Annotated in this window: 18 protein-coding genes; 4 read left to right on the top strand and 14 right to left on the bottom strand. The window is 61.5% G+C overall.

What is annotated here, in order from left to right:
• Positions 1–92 precede the first annotated feature (92 nt).
• Positions 93–449, top strand: coding sequence for an adenylate/guanylate cyclase domain-containing protein (locus tag AC0L2Y_RS30635; protein ID WP_473561609.1), 357 nt, complete (start codon positions 93–95; stop codon positions 447–449).
• 20 nt (positions 450–469) lie between these two features.
• On the opposite strand, the gene AC0L2Y_RS30630 is transcribed toward AC0L2Y_RS30635, so the two are convergent.
• The 9 genes from AC0L2Y_RS30630 to AC0L2Y_RS30590 form a co-directional block, all read right to left on the bottom strand.
• The gene (locus tag AC0L2Y_RS30630; protein WP_473561608.1) at positions 470–901 is read right to left on the bottom strand and encodes a plasmid maintenance toxin (PemK-like); all 432 of its coding nucleotides are present in this window, start codon (positions 899–901) and stop codon (positions 470–472) included.
• Positions 902–909: 8 nt separating this feature from the next.
• Positions 910–1,209, bottom strand: coding sequence for a type II toxin-antitoxin system Phd/YefM family antitoxin (locus tag AC0L2Y_RS30625; RefSeq protein ID WP_473561607.1), 300 nt, complete (start codon positions 1,207–1,209; stop codon positions 910–912).
• A 770-nt stretch (positions 1,210–1,979) separates the two neighbouring features.
• Complete coding sequence (locus AC0L2Y_RS30620; protein ID WP_473561605.1) at positions 1,980–2,858, bottom strand: SMP-30/gluconolactonase/LRE family protein; 879 nt, start codon at positions 2,856–2,858, stop codon at positions 1,980–1,982.
• 35 nt (positions 2,859–2,893) lie between these two features.
• A complete protein-coding gene (kce, locus tag AC0L2Y_RS30615; protein WP_473561604.1) occupies positions 2,894–3,856 on the bottom strand; it encodes a 3,5-dioxohexanoate:acetyl-CoA acetone transferase in 963 nt (320 codons plus the stop codon).
• On the bottom strand, positions 3,853–4,800 hold the full coding sequence (locus AC0L2Y_RS30610) for a 3-hydroxyacyl-CoA dehydrogenase (RefSeq protein WP_473561602.1): 948 nt from the start codon (positions 4,798–4,800) through the stop codon (positions 3,853–3,855). The genes kce and AC0L2Y_RS30610 overlap by 4 nt, the downstream gene beginning before the upstream one ends.
• Positions 4,801–4,811: 11 nt before the next feature.
• Entirely contained in the window at positions 4,812–5,618 is an 807-nt protein-coding gene (locus tag AC0L2Y_RS30605; RefSeq protein ID WP_473561600.1) for an SDR family oxidoreductase, read from the bottom strand.
• A 17-nt stretch (positions 5,619–5,635) separates the two neighbouring features.
• Positions 5,636–7,705: an ABC transporter permease gene (locus AC0L2Y_RS30600; protein WP_473561598.1), complete on the bottom strand. Its 2,070-nt coding sequence runs from the start codon at positions 7,703–7,705 to the stop codon at positions 5,636–5,638.
• Complete coding sequence (locus AC0L2Y_RS30595; RefSeq protein WP_473561596.1) at positions 7,702–9,240, bottom strand: sugar ABC transporter ATP-binding protein; 1,539 nt, start codon at positions 9,238–9,240, stop codon at positions 7,702–7,704. Before AC0L2Y_RS30595 ends, AC0L2Y_RS30600 begins: the two co-directional genes overlap by 4 nt.
• A gap of 74 nt (positions 9,241–9,314) precedes the next feature.
• The gene (locus tag AC0L2Y_RS30590) at positions 9,315–10,442 is read right to left on the bottom strand and encodes a sugar ABC transporter substrate-binding protein (protein WP_473561594.1); all 1,128 of its coding nucleotides are present in this window, start codon (positions 10,440–10,442) and stop codon (positions 9,315–9,317) included.
• A gap of 223 nt (positions 10,443–10,665) precedes the next feature.
• On the opposite strand from AC0L2Y_RS30590, the gene AC0L2Y_RS30585 reads away from it, so the two are divergent.
• A complete protein-coding gene (locus tag AC0L2Y_RS30585; protein WP_473561592.1) occupies positions 10,666–11,346 on the top strand; it encodes a GntR family transcriptional regulator in 681 nt (226 codons plus the stop codon).
• A 271-nt stretch (positions 11,347–11,617) separates the two neighbouring features.
• Here the strand turns inward: AC0L2Y_RS30585 and AC0L2Y_RS30580 are convergent, their stop codons facing one another.
• The 3 genes from AC0L2Y_RS30580 to AC0L2Y_RS30570 form a co-directional block, all read right to left on the bottom strand.
• On the bottom strand, positions 11,618–11,779 hold the full coding sequence (locus AC0L2Y_RS30580) for a ribbon-helix-helix protein, CopG family (protein WP_473561590.1): 162 nt from the start codon (positions 11,777–11,779) through the stop codon (positions 11,618–11,620).
• Positions 11,780–11,891: 112 nt separating this feature from the next.
• Complete coding sequence (locus AC0L2Y_RS30575; protein WP_473561588.1) at positions 11,892–12,131, bottom strand: hypothetical protein; 240 nt, start codon at positions 12,129–12,131, stop codon at positions 11,892–11,894.
• Positions 12,132–12,277: 146 nt separating this feature from the next.
• On the bottom strand, positions 12,278–12,481 hold the full coding sequence (locus AC0L2Y_RS30570; protein WP_473561586.1) for a hypothetical protein: 204 nt from the start codon (positions 12,479–12,481) through the stop codon (positions 12,278–12,280).
• Between the two features lie 122 nt (positions 12,482–12,603).
• On the opposite strand from AC0L2Y_RS30570, the gene AC0L2Y_RS30565 reads away from it, so the two are divergent.
• Positions 12,604–12,837 carry a VOC family protein gene (locus AC0L2Y_RS30565; RefSeq protein ID WP_473561584.1) on the top strand — a complete coding sequence of 78 codons (234 nt, stop codon included), beginning with the start codon at positions 12,604–12,606 and terminating at the stop codon, positions 12,835–12,837.
• Between the two features lie 379 nt (positions 12,838–13,216).
• On the opposite strand, the gene AC0L2Y_RS30560 is transcribed toward AC0L2Y_RS30565, so the two are convergent.
• Entirely contained in the window at positions 13,217–13,516 is a 300-nt protein-coding gene (locus AC0L2Y_RS30560; RefSeq protein ID WP_352509916.1) for a DUF1236 domain-containing protein, read from the bottom strand.
• 628 nt (positions 13,517–14,144) lie between these two features.
• On the bottom strand, positions 14,145–14,528 hold the full coding sequence (locus AC0L2Y_RS30555) for a hypothetical protein (protein WP_473561582.1): 384 nt from the start codon (positions 14,526–14,528) through the stop codon (positions 14,145–14,147).
• A 1,349-nt stretch (positions 14,529–15,877) separates the two neighbouring features.
• Here AC0L2Y_RS30555 and AC0L2Y_RS30550 point away from each other — a divergent pair.
• Positions 15,878–16,402, top strand: coding sequence for a helix-turn-helix transcriptional regulator (locus tag AC0L2Y_RS30550; protein WP_473561580.1), 525 nt, complete (start codon positions 15,878–15,880; stop codon positions 16,400–16,402).
• Positions 16,403–16,812 lie beyond the last annotated feature (410 nt).

Raw genomic sequence — 16,812 nt, 5'->3', positions numbered from 1 at the left:
TTTTTAAATTATCCGCCCACCCCCGATATAAACACCTATATTTTCGTCGCCCGCTTATTTTGTTTATAACACCCTGGTTGTATACGTAAATTTTGTACGCGGCGGGCTATGGCGGCCCTCCACTTCATATCCGCATCGGCATCCACACGGGCTCCGTCCTTGTCGGCAACATTGGCGCATCCGACCGCGTGAACTATACGATCGTCGGCGACACCGTGAACGTCAGCCAGCGACTGCAGGACCTCGGCAAGCAGCTCGAACCGGGCGCCATCGCCGCAATCGCCATTTCCGGCGAGACCGCGTCGCGGCTCGACGAAAGGTTCGAAAGGATCCCGGCGGGCAAACACCGGCTGCGCGGCCGCGGCGAGGCGACGAAAGTCTTCCAGCTTGGCAAAGTCGCGACGTCAGAATCGCCCCGTCTGAACGTTCACCGCGCTCAAGCAGGCTAAGGGACATGCCACTTCCATCGTCACGCGGTACGCGACGTGCTCGAATGCGCCTGGCCTGTCGCGATGGCGACAAACCGGCGCTTGACTGCGGCAAACAACGCCGGTGGCAGCGGCCCGTAGTAGCCGCTCTCCGTCTCCAGCGGCCGGATGTCAGGCCCCGGCCAGGCGAATCTGTTACTTTCCGTCAAAACGATCCACGACCGTTCACCGTCAAGGCGCAAACGCAGCTTGACCGCAGCCGGAATCTCGATGGCATCATCGGGATCGGACGGCGGCGTATGGGTGATCGGCAGGACCCGGACGACCGGCGAGCCGTCCTCCTGCATGGCGACTAGCGCGAGCACCAGGCAGGGCCGGTCCTTGTCGGCTTCCTCGCGGCCTTCGCGGTGTTGCCAATGCCAGAGGTAGGAGTAACGGAAGACGTGGCCGACCTTGATTTCAGCCGGTAGCATTTTTGCAGTCAGGCCTTTTGCCCCGAGGGGTTTCGACCCGAGGGTTTTGACCCAGAGAGCTCGTCGTTGAGATGGTCGAGATGCGGCTCCATTTCAGAGGCTTCGACCGCGGCGATCTCGTCCGAACCGAGCTCCGCTGTCAGATCGACCCGCCGGTCGCGCTTCGACAGCCGGACAAAATCCTCATAGGCCAGCAGCACCGTGCGCGGGCGACCGTTCTTGGTGATGATGACCGGGTCGCGGACTGCGGCGTCCTGATAGGCGCCAAAATTTTTCGAGACGACGGCGGCAGTGACGGTGGTGCTCATCGGCGAGACTCCTTTATTCCGGAATATACGGGCTTTCCGGGCTTTCCGCAATTGTCGGGCGCCCGCCAATGGAAACGAGGCAGTGACAGGGCAGCCTCCAAAGGCGCTCGTCCGTTCGCCTGAGTTCATTCTGCGAGCGCGCCGCCGATATTGTGCAAAACGCAACGTCCAGAACACCTACCCTTGCTGTAGGCAGCCGCAACTGGAAGCGATGCCGGACCTTCCTATGACGACCAGGAATAAGGCTGTCGGTGGCGGCAAGGCCGGTTGAGGAAAGCCCAGACCGTTATGAAGCCAATGACCAAAGAGCATCCCGCGGCACTAGCACAATACGTCCCTCGGCAGCTCTCGACTAGCGAAAGACCGACGACGACGTCTGTTTGGGGTCGAACTTGCCTATTGGCCGCTTGCCGGAGAGTGGACATTCGCGGACCGCCACACTGCTATAGCCAAAGCTGTGGATCGACTCCAGCACCTGGTGCCCGCGTGCGGCGGCTTGATAGGTTTGTCGGGATCGTCGGTCCAGACGAAGGGCTACGACTGCAGCTTGTGCTCCATGACGAAGCGGTTGATGGCGGAAACACAATGCCCTCAACACGGGACTGGTGATGGCTGGCGCAGCGCCTGCCGTGCTGCCGCCATAGGTGCTCTGGGCTCCTGACACGACCACGCCAGAACCGCACGGCACGAGCTTCCAGCGTCGTTGCCCTGCGGCAGGAGGTTGGGGTGGCACCAAGAGGCGGGGAGGATAATCGCCAGTAAGCACCCGATTATGCGGCAAATCTGGGCTCCGGAACTCCCGTTACGCCGAGGCCGGTGATGGCAAAAAGGCTGCCGCGCAAGACACCGTCACCCGGAAAACGCGGCAGCGGCGGCTTGGCCATCGACGTGACATACAGGGTATCGAGCTTCCGCCCGCCGAACATGACGCTGGTGATCTTCTTGACGGGCATGTCGATAATGCGATCAACGCTGCCGTCGGGCGCGTAACGCACCAGCCTGCCGTCATAGACCAGCGCGTTCCAGAGGAAGCCCTCGGCATCGACAGTTGAGCCGTCGGCCGCCCCTCCGCGGCTGGTATCGACGCGCGTGAAAGTGCGCCGGTTGGTGGCGGCACCCGTTTCGATGTCGTAGTCGTAGGCCCAGATCTCGCCGGTCCAGGTGTCGGAGAAATAGAAGGTGCGGTCGTCGGGACTCCAGCACGGACCGTTCGAGCAGATGATGCCGGAAGCGATCCTGGTGACGGAGAAATCGGGATCGAGCCGGTAGAGCCCGCCGGAGGGTCCCTCTTCCATCGTGTCCATTGAGCCGGCGAAGAAGCGGCCGCGCCGATCGACCTTGCCGTCATTGAGCCGGTTCATCGGCCTGTCCGGCTCCGGATCATGGATCAGCGTCACCTCCCCGGTGGCAAAATCAAGCAGATGGAAGCCGCGCTGCAGCGACACCACCGCGCCACCGCCGTCCTTGCGCAATGCCATCGAACCGACCTTCATCGGCACGTCCCAGCAACGGATCTCGCGGCCGTCGGCGGTCGCCCGAAACACACGCCCGTCGAAACTGTCGATCCAGTAGAGGCGCTCCTGTTCGACGTCCCACAGCGGTCCCTCGCCCAGCGTGGTCTTCACGTCCACCACGACCTCGATCTTCATGCCGTCCTCCTCTGTTCGAATCTTGTAGAAACCGGTCAGAACGCGACCTGGTCGCCGCCCTTCAATGACAGGATTTCGCGGGCCTCGTCGGGCGTCGCCACTTCCATGCCGAGGCCTTCGATGATCTTGCGGGCAAGCACCACCTGCTCGGCGTTCGATTTGGCAAGCTTGCCCATGCCGGCCCAAAGACTGTCTTCGAGCCCAACGCGGATATTGCCGCCAAGCGCTGCCGATTGCGCGGCAATGCGCAACTGGCTGGCGCCCGCACCCAGCACCGACCAGCGGAACTGATCGCCGAACAGGCGATCGGCGGTGCGCTTCATATGGGCGACGTCTTCGGGGTGCGAACCGATGCCGCCGAGCAGGCCGAATACGGACTGCACGAAGAACGGCGGTTTCACCAGCCCGCGATCGGCGAAATGGGAGAGGTTGTAGAGATGGGCGATGTCGTAGCACTCGAACTCGAAGCGCGTGCCGTTGTCGTAACAGGTCTCCAGTATGTACTCGATGTCCTTGAACGAGTTGCGGAAGACCAGGTCACGCGTCGCTTCCAGGTGCGGCCTTTCCCAGTCGAACTTGAACGCTTCGTATTTGTCTACGAGGTGATAGAGCCCGAAATTGATCGACCCCATGTTGAGCGAGGCGACTTCCGGCTTGAACTGGGCGGCGGGGCGCACACGCTCCTCCACCTTCATGTATGGACTGCCGCCGGTGGTGATGTTGATGGCGGCATTGGTGCCTTGCTTGACGCGCGGCAGGAAACGCGCGAACGCCTCTGGCGTCTGGTCGGGCTTGCCGGTCTCAGGGTCGCGGGCATGCAGATGCAGGATTGCCGCACCAGCCTCCGCCGCCGCGATCGCCTCCGAGGCGATCTGGTCCGGCGTGATCGGCAGATAGGGCGACATGGTCGGCGTATGGATTGCGCCCGTGACCGCACAGGTGATGATGACCTTGCCCTTGGCTTGCCGAGCGCCGGGCTCGCGGCTTGTTTCCGTCATCGTCCAAACTCCTGATCCGATTTCTTCTTGTGCGCCGCCAGCGCCATCAGCCGGCGGTCGCGCCAGACCTGCCGTTCGCCGAGTGCTTCCCGCGGCAGCCGTTTGCGGCGCTCGGCCTCGACCGTCTCCATGACCTCGCCGGCCCAGTCGACGCGGCGCAGCATCTGCGGAAAGATGTTGGAATAGATCGTCTGGTAGCGCTCTACATAGTCGCGCACACCGCCGGGCGCGTTGAGGTCGATCGTTTCGAACGGACCCATGAACGACCAGCGCAGTGCCAGCCCCTCGCGCAGGCCCGTGTCGACGTCCTCTACGCTGGCATAGCCGTCGGCGACGAGCCGGAACGCCTCCTCCAACAGCGCGCCCTGCAAGCGATTCATGATGAAGCCGTCGAGTTCGCGCTTCATCACCAGCGGCGCGTGGCCCGCCTCGACAAGAAAAGCGCGGGTCCTTTCCACTGTCTCGGCGGAGGTCCATGGCGCCGGCACGACTTCCGCGGCGGGGATGAGATAGGGCGGATTGATCGGGTGCACGACGAGGCAGCGATGGCGCCCCTGAAGGTGATCGGTGAATTTCGACGGCAACAGCGCCGAGGTGGAACTGGCGAGCACCGCCTGCCGACCGGCAAGGGCGTCGATCCGGGAGAACACGTCACGCTTCACCTCGAGGTTTTCGGGCGTGTTTTCCTGGACGTGGACGGCATCGGCCAGGGCCTCGCCAAGCTCTGCCGCAATGGTGATGCGGCCGAGCACGGCATCCACCGCCTGTCCCCGCAGCAAATCGTTGGCGGCGAGGTCGCCGAGCACGCCGGCGATATAGTCGCGCGCACCGCTGGTCGCGGCAGGCGCCTGGTCCCACATCCGCACATCATGGCCTGCACGAGCGAAGCTGATCGCCCACGCCCGCCCGATGAAACCGCTTCCTACAATTGCTACCTTCGCCATGCTCGCCCTCCTCAAAGTGTCTCGACGTTGCCGTCGACGCCGAGCGACTGGCCGGAAATGTTGACGCCCGCATCGGAAAGCAGGAAAGCCGCCATTGCCGCGACATCGTATGGGCTGGTCATGCGGCGCAGCGAGATGTTCTGCAGATAGCGTTGTGTCATCTCCTCGTTTGAAAGGCCTAATTGCTTTGCCCGGTCGGCAATGACCTTGTCGATGCGCGGCCCTTCGATGATGCCGGGCAAGATGGCATTGACCCTAATCCCATGCGGTCCGAGTTCCTTGGCAAGGCTCTGGGTCAGGCCGACAACGCCGAACTTGGCAGCCGAGTACGGCGTTCGGAACGCGTAGCCGTGTCGGCCCGCGGCCGAAGACATCGAGACGATCGAGCCGCCGCCTGCCGCCTTGATCAGCGGCACGGCACGCCGCGCGCACAGGAACTGGCCGGTCAGGCAGATATCTATGCAACGCCGCCAGTCTGCCGGATCGATCTCATCGACGCCGCCGGTCGGGCCGGCAATGCCGGCATTGTTGATCAGGGCGTCGAGCCCGCCGAGTTTCTCCTTGACCGTCTCGAACAGCCGGTCGACATCCTCGTCGCGCGAAACGTCGGCCTTGACTGCGGCGGCGAGCGTCATCCTCTCGGGGACAGCGGCCAGCGCCTCGTCGGAAATATCGCAGACCACGACACGCGCGCCGAGCCGCGACAGCGTCTCTGCAATGGCAAAGCCGATGCCGCCGGCCCCCGCCGTGACCAGCACGCGCTGGCCCTTGAGCCCGGTCAGGAATTCGTCCGCCGATGCCGGTGCGCTTGAGCTCATTGTTCCATCCCTTTCACTCAAATCCGCCTTTCGCGCAGCGCCATGACGGCACCGAGCACCACCAGCCCAAACAGGATCGCCCGCGTCGCATAAGGCAGCGTCGTGCCGGCGAGCAGCATCTGCAATGCGGTCAGGAGCAGCACCCCACCCAGCATGCCGAGATAATGGCCGCGCCCGCCGGTGATCAGCGCACCGCCGACCACGACGACGGCGATGGAGGGCAGCAGATAGTCGTCACCCATGCCGAGGCTGGCCTGGCCTGAAAAGCCGGTCAGCATGATGCCGACCAGCGCCGCGCAGACCGCCGAAAGCACATAGACGAGGATGAGCGTGCGACCGACCGCTATGCCGGAGAGCTGGGCTGCGCGCAGGCTGTTGCCGATGCCGTAGACGCGGCGGCCGAAAGCGGTGCGGCCGAGCAGCAGCACGGCAAAGGCGACGAAGGCGATCATGAACAGCACCACCGGTGTGATGGCGAATACCTTCCCGGTCATGAACCAGCGCAGCATCGGCGAGGAGAAGCCGGCCGGCGTGCCTTGCGAGTAGAGCAAAGCGAACCCTTGCAGAATGCCGTTGGTGGCCAGCGTCATAACGATCGGCGAGATGCCGAGAAAGACGATGCCGATGCCGTTGGCGAGACCGATCAGGCAAGCGACGACGAGCACCGCCGGCAGCGCATAGGCAAGTGCAGCATCCGACCCGTTGACCATACCGGCAAGCAGGATGCCCGACAGGCCGATCGTCCACGGAACCGACAGGTCGAGCCCGCCGGTAAGAATCACGCTGCCCTGCCCAAGCGCCAGGATGGCAAGGAAGCTCGACAGCACGAAAAGCGAGTTCCAATAGGTGAAATATATGATTGCCCGTCCGAGCCAGATCTGGGTGACGATGACGACGATGACAAGACAGACATAGGCCGGCAGCGCATAGCGCAGGGTCTCGGCATTACGGACATGGAAGGCAGGCTGCGGCGCCTGCTGGTCGCCGGCGCTGCCCCGCGCAATTCTCAGCCGCCTATCGGTGCGATCGATCTGCGAGGGCAGCATTCCGGCGCGCCACGCGGCCAGCCGAGCCCGCAGCGCACGCAGCTGGCGGGCCAGCACGGAGCCATGCGACAGCGAGCCCGCAAGCACGGCAAGGATCAGGATCGTGCCCTCGGCGATCGTCGAATAATAGGCCGAGACGTTGAGCACGAGCAGGATATTGACGACCATCATCAGGATGTAGGCGCCGAAGACGGTGCCCACCGGCCCGCCTTGGCCGCCGCCCAGCCTTGTACCGCCGACGACGACCGCCGCGAACATCGACAGCAACAACGGGTTGCCGACCAGCGGATCGCCGCTGCCCGTCTGGGCGCTGATGAAAACGCCGGCGAGCCCATAGCAGCCACCGGCGATGACATAGACGACGAAGCGCACGAGAACCACGCGCACGCCGACCGCGGCGGCGGCATCCGGATCGCTGCCGACCGCATAAAGCGCCGTCCCGAAGCGTGTACCTTTGAGCCAGAACCAGCCGAGCAGGACGGCGCCGATGACCACCAGCGGCATCGGTATCCAGCCTGTGATGGCATCGCCGAGATAGAAGGCGCCAAGATCGGGCGAGACGAAGCCGCCCGGCTTGTCCATGACCAGCAGCGTTACCCCCTGCAGGATGAACATGGTCGACAGCGTGACGACGATAGGCTGCATGCGCAGGACGGCAATGAAGAAGCCGTTGAAGGCGCCGACAAGCATGCCGACGCCAATTCCGGCCAAAGTCCACAACGCGACACTCGTGCCGGTTGCCATCGGATCCATGCCGTTTGCCAGGACGACATTGACCAGTGAGATCACCGCGCCCGCGGACAGGTCGAAGCCGCCGGACAGGATGACCAGGGTCTGGCCGATCGCCGCCAGTGCCGAAGTGGCGCCGCCGCTCGACAGGAACGAAATGTCGAAATAAGTGAGCCGGCCGGCACTGACCAGATCGACGATCAGCAGGAGCACCGCAAAGACGATCGCCGCGATGATCGCGCCGCGATGGCGCGCGAGCAGCCGCGACAATGTCGCGGCGGGTGCCGCGTCGGCCAAACTCGTCACACTCATTGCGCCGCCTCCCGGACCAACTCGCCATGGCCAAGCGCCGGCCGCATGATCGCGCCTTCGGTGATCTCGTCGCCGGCAAGCTCCGCCACCAGATGGCCGTCATAGAGGACGAGCACCCGGTCGCACTGATGGGCCAGTTCGGGAATTTCGGTTGAATGCAGCAGGATCGAGCCGCCGGCCGCCACATAGTCGCGCATCATCACGTAAAGCTCGTGCTTGGTGCCGACATCGATGCCGCGGGTCGGATCGAAGAGCAGCAGGATCCGGCTTTCGGCGACGAGCCATTTGGCAATGGCTATCTTTTGCTGGTTGCCGCCAGAGAACGCCCCTGCCCGCGTCCACAAGGCACTGCGGTCGACCTCCACGGTCGAGAAGGCGGACTGTACGGCGTTTGCCTCCTCGTCTGTTCTGATCAGGCCAAACCGGGTGAAGCGTGCGACGACCGGCAGCGATGCATTCTGCCGGCCCGAGAGCTTCAGGAACAGGCCCTCGGTCTTGCGGTCCTCCGGCACCAGCCCGATTGCCATGTTGGGCCTGAGCGCATCGGCGGGCGAGCCGAGCCACACTTCGCGCCCGTCGACCAGGATGTGGCCGCGCTCGATCTCGGCCATGCCGAAACAGGCGAGGAACAGGTCGAGCTGACCCATGCCCTGGAGTCCGGCAATGCCGAGGATCTCGCCCTTGCGCAGGTCAAAACTGACGCCGTCGAGCTTCCTGCCGGCCTTGAGATCGCGTACGCCGAGCACCGGCCGACCAAAGGCGGCCTCACTTTCAGGTTTCGGCGGGAAGGTTTGGGCGATGCTGCGGCCGATAATCTTTTCGATCACCTCACCATCCGAAACATCGGCAACCTGCGCGGTCACGATGTGGCGGCCGTTCCTGAGAATGGTCAGCGTGTCGCAGAAAGCCCGCACCTCGCGCATGCGATGGGTGATGAACACGACCGTGGTACCGGCCGCTTTCAACTGCGCGATGATGGCGCCCAGCCACTCCACATCGCCACCCGACAGCGTCGAAGTCGGCTCGTCGAGCAGAAGGATGCGCGGCTTGCGATAGAGCGCGCGCGCGATTTCGATCTTCTGGCGGACCGCGAGATCGAGCGTCGCTACCTCGGCATCGAGATCGACGGTAAATCCCAGATCGGAGATGTGCTTGCGGACTGCCTTGCGCGCGCTCAACCGCCTGATCAGGCCGATCGGCCCAACGGGCGCGTAAGGCAGCAACATGTTATCGAGAACGCTGAGATCGCGTACCAGGGTCATTTCCTGGAAGGCTGTCTGCACGCCTTTGGCGTGCGCGGCGCGCGGCGAACCGAGTGGCGCCGGTTCGCCAAACACAGTGATTTGCCCGTCGTCGGGCCGGACCAGTCCCGACAGCAGCTTGACGAGCGTTGACTTGCCCGCACCGTTCTCGCCAAGCAAAGCATGCACCCTGCCGGAAGCGATCTCGAAGGATACGTCATCGAGGGCGACTGTCGCGCCAAACGCCTTGCGGACGCCCTCTATGCCGACAGCTGTCGAATGCGCTGACATCATGGTCCCAGTCCCGGCCTGCATGAAGGTGCGTGCGTGGAGTGACTCCAAAGCACCCCACGCCCACTTCGGAGGGCCTACTGCTCGGGCTGGCCTACAAGGGCGGCCGCGAGACCAATTTCAGGTGTCTGGTCGGAGAAGATCGAGGCGAACCAGCCCGGGTTCGAGACCAGCGAGGGTTTGAACGCGTTGCAACCAGCCTTCATCTCCGCCCAGGTGCCCTCGTCGCAAAGTTTTATGGTCTCGTTGGTGACGACCGGCAGCGGGAGGATAGTCTTCTTGGCAACGTCCTTGCCTTCAAGCGCCTCGACGGCAAGCTTGAGAGCGAGCGCCCCGGAATAAGGCGGCGAGGCGTAGGAAATGCGCGAGGCGCCGAGCGGCGCATAGGTAGACGTGGCGCCCTCGACCTCCGTGCCCTCCGGCAGCATCTGGATACGCCCGCCATTGGAACCCTCGCCGGCGCAAGGCAGGAGTTCGCTGGTCTTCTTGCCGGCTTCGAGCTGCATGGAATTGGCGGTGAAGCAGCCGACCTGCATCCACAGCCCGTTGATGTCGTCCCAGCTGCGCGTCGCCAATATCTTGGAAAGTTCGGTACGAGCCACCGCCTGGCTCCACATGCCGACAGCCTCGCCGACGATCTTGATGTCGGGATGCTTGGCAAACACCTCCTTCGCGGCCTTGGTGCGCAGATCATCGACCGAGGTACCGGGAACGCCGGTCACCGCGATGATGTTGCCCTTGCCATTGAGCTTCTTGACCAGCCACTCCGCCGTCACGCGGCCAGCCTCCTCCTGGTCGATATGGACATTGTAGGCGCAGGGCTCCGTGATCTCGGCATCATAGGCAAACACCTTCACGCCCTTATCGCAGGCGTTCTTCACCACCTGGTTGAGCGCGGTCGGCGAGATCGGGAAGATCACGATGGCTTCGGCGCCGGCCTGGACCATGGCATTGATCTGCTGGATCTGGCGCTGTGCGTTCGGCCCTGCCACCTGGACCTGGAGGTCCACCTTGTCGACCATGCTCTTGTGCGACGCCATCGCCTTGACCATGTTGGCGGCCTCGGCCTGCCAATCATTGCCGATGAAGCTCATGCTGAGAAATATTTTGTGCTTTGAGGCCGCTTCGGCGGCGGACATGCCAAAAGCGCAAACAGCCATGCCGGCAAGCAGCGCAAGCCGCCGGGCTTTCGATCCGATACCCATTCAAAACTCCTCCCAGTTCAGACGACCGAATGCCTCCCAAGGGTACGAAACGTGCTCCTTGTCATTCGATGCGGCTGACCGTATCATGATTTGATCAAAGATCAATGATGAAATGGCTAAAAAGCAAAGCCGGATCGCTTGACGCGGCAATTCGAACCTTGCATTCCGGGCACGGGCGGCAGGGTGACAAGAGCGTCGCCCGAATGGGGGAAGGTTGGCAGAAATGGCTGGGGCGGCATTCAGGAAGCCAGGCGTCGAGATCACGCCGCTGTCCAGGGAAACCCTGCAGGACAGGGTTTACCGGCACGTTACCGAGTTGATCCTCGACGGCAGCATCGTTCCAGGTGAGATGGTGACGGCGCAGAGCCTCGCTGACGCTTTCGGCGTCAGCCCGATGCCGGTTCGCGAGGCACTGCGGCGTCTGAGCGCCGCCAACGCCCTGATGGTGGTTTCGGGCCGTTCGATCGGCATCCCGGCATTAAGTCGTGCGCGGCTTATCGATCTCAGGAACGTCAGGTTCGAAATCGAGGCGATCGCCGCCGCATGGGCCGCAGAACGCATTGACGACCACGGCGTGATGCTGCTGGGCCAGCATCTGGAGGCACTCGAGCAGGCCAATGCCGCCGGCGACGTCAAATCCTATCTCAGGGCCAATTACGCGTTTCACTTTTCCATCTACCGGGCCGCGGCCTCGGAAAACATGCTCAGCATCATCGAAAACCTGTGGCTGCAGATCAGCCCCTATTTCAACATGCTGCACGATTCTGGAAACTATTCGACCGCCAACCAGCACCATCAGCAGATGTTTGCAGCGCTGCGAGACCGCAATGCGGAAGCGGTCCGGGCGGCGGTTCGCGCCGACATCGACGCGGCCTTCACAGTGCTGATCAAACTGCTGAAGTAACATTCCTCGAAGTCGCTCCGGTACAGCGGCGAGCCGCCCCTAGGCACGAATATGTCCGTCTGAGCATAGCGGCCGCCGGCCAGATCGGCTTTTGCGCCCACTCACTTCCATCCAGGTGATAATACTGACTGCACGGCTTTCGAACCGCTCGATTTCCTCGCGAGTCTTGGGGGACGGCGTTCAGATAGTCGATGAGGATATTGGTGTCGAAAATTGCGCCTACCATTCGCGGCGCACTGTCTCCTGATGAGCCAGCCCATCAACTGTGCGCTTACCCCAGGCCGAAGCCATCCTCGACCTGTTCGCGATGATGGCGGTCGAGATAATCGTCTATTGCTGCTCGGATCAGGGCCGCACGGGATTGGCGCGCCCGTTTGGCAAGACGGTCGAGGGCTTCAACCTGGGCATAGTTCAAGTCGATAAGGGCTCGCATCGCACACTCCAATGATATGCCTCGCAAGCTGATGACTACCATGCGCGGCCGGCTCTACACGCACATGGCTGGCGCGCTCGATCTCGGCAGTCCGGATAAGACGGCTCCCGATTTACCGATGTTCATGACGCGCCTCCTTTTCCTGGCTGTTCTGTTCCTCACCACCGTCCGTGCGGTTGATTGTCACCGTGCACGTGATCAGGGTATTCCAGTCCGGGCCGTGTTCAATGACGTTATGAAGCTCGGAAATCTCTTCTAGAAAATGCTCGATCGCAATGGGGCCGTTCTGGTGGGCGTAGACTAGAACCGCCTTCCAGCGCTTGTCACCATGAAGCGTTACGACGTTACTCATGCCGAGTGTCTCCTGGGTCACGAACAAATTCCGCTGGATGCCCGCAGGGCCAAATGCCTTGAGCACAGCTCCTATAGCACGCGTCGAGTGCGAACCTCAGTGGAACGACGCCGCGAAAGTCAGGGCAACAATCGCCGGCGCGGCGCTCAATTTTCGCCGGGCAAGCTCGTCACCAGCCTCAGGCGGCGGATCGCGGCCGACAACGTGACGCAGAAGGAAACGCCAAGGTCACGCAGATCGTCATTGCACGCGCGGCGATGCGCATACGCCGGCCTTGACGATTGCCAGACGGGCGCCAGATGGGGCCACATGAAACGCGTCAGGATTGACAACCCAAGCATTTCATCCATTGCCCGGTGTGCGGGCAAATTTCGACGCGCACGACTTCTGACAGATGCCTCACCACGCCGAGCCGCTGCATCAGCCGCTAATAGCGGTAGCTGTTTTACGCGCGCCTAAAGAGGTGGACATAATGGCCAGCCCGATCATCCACTTTGAAATAATAGGGCGCAGTCCAGCGAATCTGCGGCGCTTTTACGCGCAACTCTTCGGATGGGAATTCGAGGTCGGCGGAGCGGTGTCGCCGCTTGTTTCCGACGCAGGCGACTATGGCTTCCTCCCCCACCATCCGGGGCTCAACCGGTGGCAGGGGGTGTTGGAGGAGGTAGGAATTTTGATCCACACACCATCATTTACGTCAGCGTAAGCGATATCGAGACATACCTGGCCAAAGCAGAGCAGTTGGGCGGGTCACGAGTTCTTGGGCCGGAACGCTCGCCCGGCACCCCGCTGAGGATTGGCCAGTTCCGAGATCCGGAGGGTACCCTCGTCGGTCTGGCGCAAATTGACGAAAACACCTGATCTCTTCAACAATCGATCCGGTGGCAGCACGGCGGCCAACTCGTGCGAGGGGCCATCGAACTCACCTGTCCAGCTGGAGTTCTGCCGAGCGAGGATGCGTTCACTTGCTTTATCGACCCACGGGTGCATGAAGGCTAGGCGTTTGCAGGCGATAATCGAAACTGTCGAGCGGCTGACCCGGACTATTGACGATTGCTGTCCGGGCCAGCGCTCCCAAGATCAGCTCAGTCGTAGACCTTGATGATCTTGCGCGTGCTCGGATCCACCAGAACGGTCCGGTTGTCGACCACCACATAGCGGTATTTGACGTTCGGCACTTCATGAAGCTCGACTGTATCCGGCAGAGGCGAGCCGATATTGAGCTCCACTCCAGGAATTTTCACCGAAGCGAGCGGCTGCTTCTTCACGTATTCCTTGATGACGGTTTCCTGCTGCGGTTCGATGATCACATCCTGGGCGGCAGCGGCACCAATGCCGGCCAACAACAGAAATCCCGCAGCTGCGGTGGAAAGATGCATTCTCATTAGCCGTCTCCTTGTTGAGATTTTGCCGTGACGCATCTCCATGGCGCCAAGCTCACCTCAAACGCGAGCCAACCAACGAACGTTCCCCGACGGGGGTTAAACGACTAGACCGTAAGACTTAAGTCTGACCCGCCTGCGCAATGGTCCGTGCACAGGACGCGGCGGGAACAACCGTAGCCATTGCTTGTTGGTAGCGTCATCTCCGGGAGGAGATTCGGCGCGTAAAAAGTCCCTTCATGCGCTGATAGGGTCCGCCGGCCATTGCTGGATTTGGCAGGCGGACCCTTAGTTCCCAAGAAGCCCGGATTGTCGTCGAGGCCTAGCAGCGAAGCCTTTAGCCACGAGGAAACGCCAAAGCCCGCCGCCTGTTGGGCGCGGTCGGGCCGATCAAGCGCTGAATGCACCTCGTCGAGAAGCGTGATCTTCACCCTCGGCTTGCAGCGGCTGCAATCGAACTTCAGCTTTAGGGGATCGACGCCAAACTGCACTGTGCCTTCACAAGCATGTTGTGCCGGGTCGCCTTGCCCAGCGTTTCGATCGGATCGTGCGCCATGAGAACAGAAAAGGAACATTTTCCTTGATCGTCAAGGCCGGCTGTGGAATCTTTCGACCAATCTGAGCCGAGGAACTACCCATGAGCGATGAACTGATCCGCCTTCCAGGTGCCTTCGAGCCAGTCACACGCCCGGGCATTCAGCATCACCGATGCGAACACCGCGACTGCGGCAAGGATGCAGGATGGGGTTTCGCCAAACCTAAGCAGGCGCCGCATTGGTTTTGTTTCGCGCATCGCGCTGAGGGCGAAGCATTTCTCTAAGGAGCGGATGATCAGAGCGCCGAAACGACCCGGCCCAGGAAAGCGCGTCAACACTCTACGCGACGATTGCTGGCTGCCCGTCGTCACGGCGCCTATGCGACGTTCCGCCAGCCCGCCGATCGCGTTCCTATCCACGACAATCGCGTCATGGTATATATGCTTGATTTGGCGAATGTTTTTTGTCGTCAAACTCACCGGGAAACCGGGGAGGTGATCATGAGAATTATTACCACTCTAGCATGTGTCGCGTTGCTTGCAGGTTGCGCAACGGCGGGCCCCCCAGGGCCCCAAGGGCCTGTCGGTCCACCAGGTCTGCCCGGCAAGCAGGGACCTAAAGGTGCAATGGGGGCTGAGGGTCCAGCGGGGAAGGACGGCGTCAGCGGTTGGGAAATCACCCACTATGCAAGTGCGAGTGATACAAACCCAGACAAATCCGCACAGGCTTGGTGTCCCAAACCAAAAGTCGTGATAGGTGGCGGTGCCAGCGCGTCAAATTCAAATGCTCTAATTTCTAGGAGCTTGCCGGTTACTTCCCCAGCTCCGGGGTGGGTAGCACAAGCGCATGTAGCCACTACGCTCCCAACAGCTTGGACGCTGACAGCATATGCCATTTGCGCGCTTGTCAAATAGTCCGGGCCGGTGAACTTTGTGTTGTCGCGCCTCTGAAGGTGAAAACCTATCGCGAGTTGCGTACCCGTGAGCGCGACAGGCGCGTCCCGGTGCTTAGGATGGGATCAATCTATCTGATCTGGTGGTCGAGCAAGCAACACCCGCACGACAATTAGCTGGCTTTCTAGCTAGCAGCGATGTCTATCCCCTGAGGGAGAAGCGCATTCTGGGGAGGAAGCGCGAGGCAAGCGTCGCACCGTCATGGTGGCGGGGGTTCTTGGGTCGTTCTTTGGGTTTTTTCTGTTGATGCTAGTCCTGCAGACCGTAGGCAGATTGCTTACTATGCTGCCCCCTGAGGTTGAGCTTTTCGGGAAATTGACTTCCGCCGTCCGCGATACGGCTTGGCTGACTCGGTGGTGCTCGTAACGCTCGTTAAGCGGGGCGTGGTGGCGGTGGTGGTCATGGGGATCTCCCATATTTATTGTCAGTTTCGAGATAAAAGGAGCTGTACGAAGTTCTGATAAGCTTGCCCTTTCGTGGGAGGGCTGAGTGGTGTCGGAAACAGGTTAGCAGTAATACTATCGGCAGCTTGGCGTCATGAAGAAATCTTGAGAAATGCATTCCGAGATAAGTTTCTGGATGCGAAGCTAACGACATTCTTCAATTTGGTTCGTATAGAATCGCGTATTGTGGAAGCGTGGTTGAGGAATCCATTTCCTTCGGGCTGGTGAAACTTTGGGCAGGGGTAGAAAATGACTCTGATCGATAGACACACTGAAGCTGCAGCTGGCAACCGATACATTGTGATGAGGACCAAGTATGACCCTGAGGCGCATACGAAGGCGCCCTCTTATGCCTATTCAGATCGTGCATCGGATCGACTGGGCGCAGGGGTCGGGGAGCCAAGAGCACGCAGCCTGGAATCCATAACCGGCATGCTTGATCGCATCGGCTGCGGCTATCTCGTGCTGAACCGCGAGAGGAAAGTGGTCGAATGGAACGCCGCCGCTCAAACCACGCTGGAGCGCCAGGGCGAAGTGGCCGATACGGCCAGCGGGCTTTCGGTGGCCTTGAGGCGGCTGATCGCGAATGTTCCGGCCCATTTTCTGCCGGGCTCACTATCGTGGGTAGTGTTCCGCAGCAGCGGCGACAGGCCGGTGATATTGGACGAGAACGGGTTTATCGCTCCTGACGGAACGAGCATTGTGGCGTTGCTGGACCGCGAGAACAGGTCGGGGCCAAATCCTCAGACACTGCAAAGGATGTTTGGCTTGACGAGCGCGGAAACGCACCTCGCGTTGCGTTTGGCTCAGGGCGATGCGCCTTTGGAGATTGCCCGCAGTTGGCGCCTCAGCCGCACGACGATCCGCTCCCAGCTTGCCTCGCTGTTCGCCAAGACCGAAACGAAACGTCAGGCGGAACTGGTGGCCCTTCTTGGGCGCATTTCAGTCTTGCCATAAGGGCGTCGTTTGGATCCATCTCAGCAAACAGCCAATCCCGAAACGCTTTTGACTTCATGGGGTTCGCGGTGTCCCCTAACAAGCGAGAAGTTCCGCAAACCCCGGATGCCAGTTGGCTCCCGGAGGGTACAGCCTATCTCCCGTTCGGGGCACCTACGAACTGGACCCGCATCCTTGGCCAGGCGGAGTTTGGTGTCCCCCATGTTTATCCACAGGCCCGCACCTAAGTCGATGGCGCATATTCGCCAAAGCGAAAAAACGTGGTTTAAGGCCTCAAGGGGTACTTCTGGGAGGGAGGCCATGCGTCGAAAAGAACGCGGTCGAGCGACTGACCCGCGGGGCGAATTGACCGGGCGCGCTGATCAAGGCCGAATTACCACTCCCGTGCCGTACAGTTGCACCCCAAGGCG

The organism is Mesorhizobium sp. WSM4830 (assembly GCF_055811495.1).
Note: the sequence above shows the minus strand (reverse complement) of the source record. Positions and strands in the feature narration are given on the sequence as shown.

Excerpts from the sequence above, each read along its gene's own strand:
- AC0L2Y_RS30630 (WP_473561608.1), bottom strand. The coding sequence starts at position 901 with ATGCTACCGGCTGAAATCAAGGTCGGCCACGTCTTCCGTTACTCCTAC.
- AC0L2Y_RS30625 (WP_473561607.1), bottom strand. The coding sequence starts at position 1,209 with ATGAGCACCACCGTCACTGCCGCCGTCGTCTCGAAAAATTTTGGCGCC.
- AC0L2Y_RS30620 (WP_473561605.1), bottom strand. The coding sequence starts at position 2,858 with ATGAAGATCGAGGTCGTGGTGGACGTGAAGACCACGCTGGGCGAGGGA.
- kce (WP_473561604.1), bottom strand. The coding sequence starts at position 3,856 with ATGACGGAAACAAGCCGCGAGCCCGGCGCTCGGCAAGCCAAGGGCAAG.
- AC0L2Y_RS30610 (WP_473561602.1), bottom strand. The coding sequence starts at position 4,800 with ATGGCGAAGGTAGCAATTGTAGGAAGCGGTTTCATCGGGCGGGCGTGG.
- AC0L2Y_RS30605 (WP_473561600.1), bottom strand. The coding sequence starts at position 5,618 with ATGAGCTCAAGCGCACCGGCATCGGCGGACGAATTCCTGACCGGGCTC.
- AC0L2Y_RS30600 (WP_473561598.1), bottom strand. The coding sequence starts at position 7,705 with ATGAGTGTGACGAGTTTGGCCGACGCGGCACCCGCCGCGACATTGTCG.
- AC0L2Y_RS30595 (WP_473561596.1), bottom strand. The coding sequence starts at position 9,240 with ATGATGTCAGCGCATTCGACAGCTGTCGGCATAGAGGGCGTCCGCAAG.
- AC0L2Y_RS30590 (WP_473561594.1), bottom strand. The coding sequence starts at position 10,442 with ATGGGTATCGGATCGAAAGCCCGGCGGCTTGCGCTGCTTGCCGGCATG.
- AC0L2Y_RS30585 (WP_473561592.1), top strand. The coding sequence starts at position 10,666 with ATGGCTGGGGCGGCATTCAGGAAGCCAGGCGTCGAGATCACGCCGCTG.
- AC0L2Y_RS30580 (WP_473561590.1), bottom strand. The coding sequence starts at position 11,779 with ATGCGAGCCCTTATCGACTTGAACTATGCCCAGGTTGAAGCCCTCGAC.
- AC0L2Y_RS30575 (WP_473561588.1), bottom strand. The coding sequence starts at position 12,131 with ATGAGTAACGTCGTAACGCTTCATGGTGACAAGCGCTGGAAGGCGGTT.
- AC0L2Y_RS30570 (WP_473561586.1), bottom strand. The coding sequence starts at position 12,481 with ATGGATGAAATGCTTGGGTTGTCAATCCTGACGCGTTTCATGTGGCCC.
- AC0L2Y_RS30565 (WP_473561584.1), top strand. The coding sequence starts at position 12,604 with ATGGCCAGCCCGATCATCCACTTTGAAATAATAGGGCGCAGTCCAGCG.
- AC0L2Y_RS30560 (WP_352509916.1), bottom strand. The coding sequence starts at position 13,516 with ATGAGAATGCATCTTTCCACCGCAGCTGCGGGATTTCTGTTGTTGGCC.
- AC0L2Y_RS30550 (WP_473561580.1), top strand. The coding sequence starts at position 15,878 with ATGCTTGATCGCATCGGCTGCGGCTATCTCGTGCTGAACCGCGAGAGG.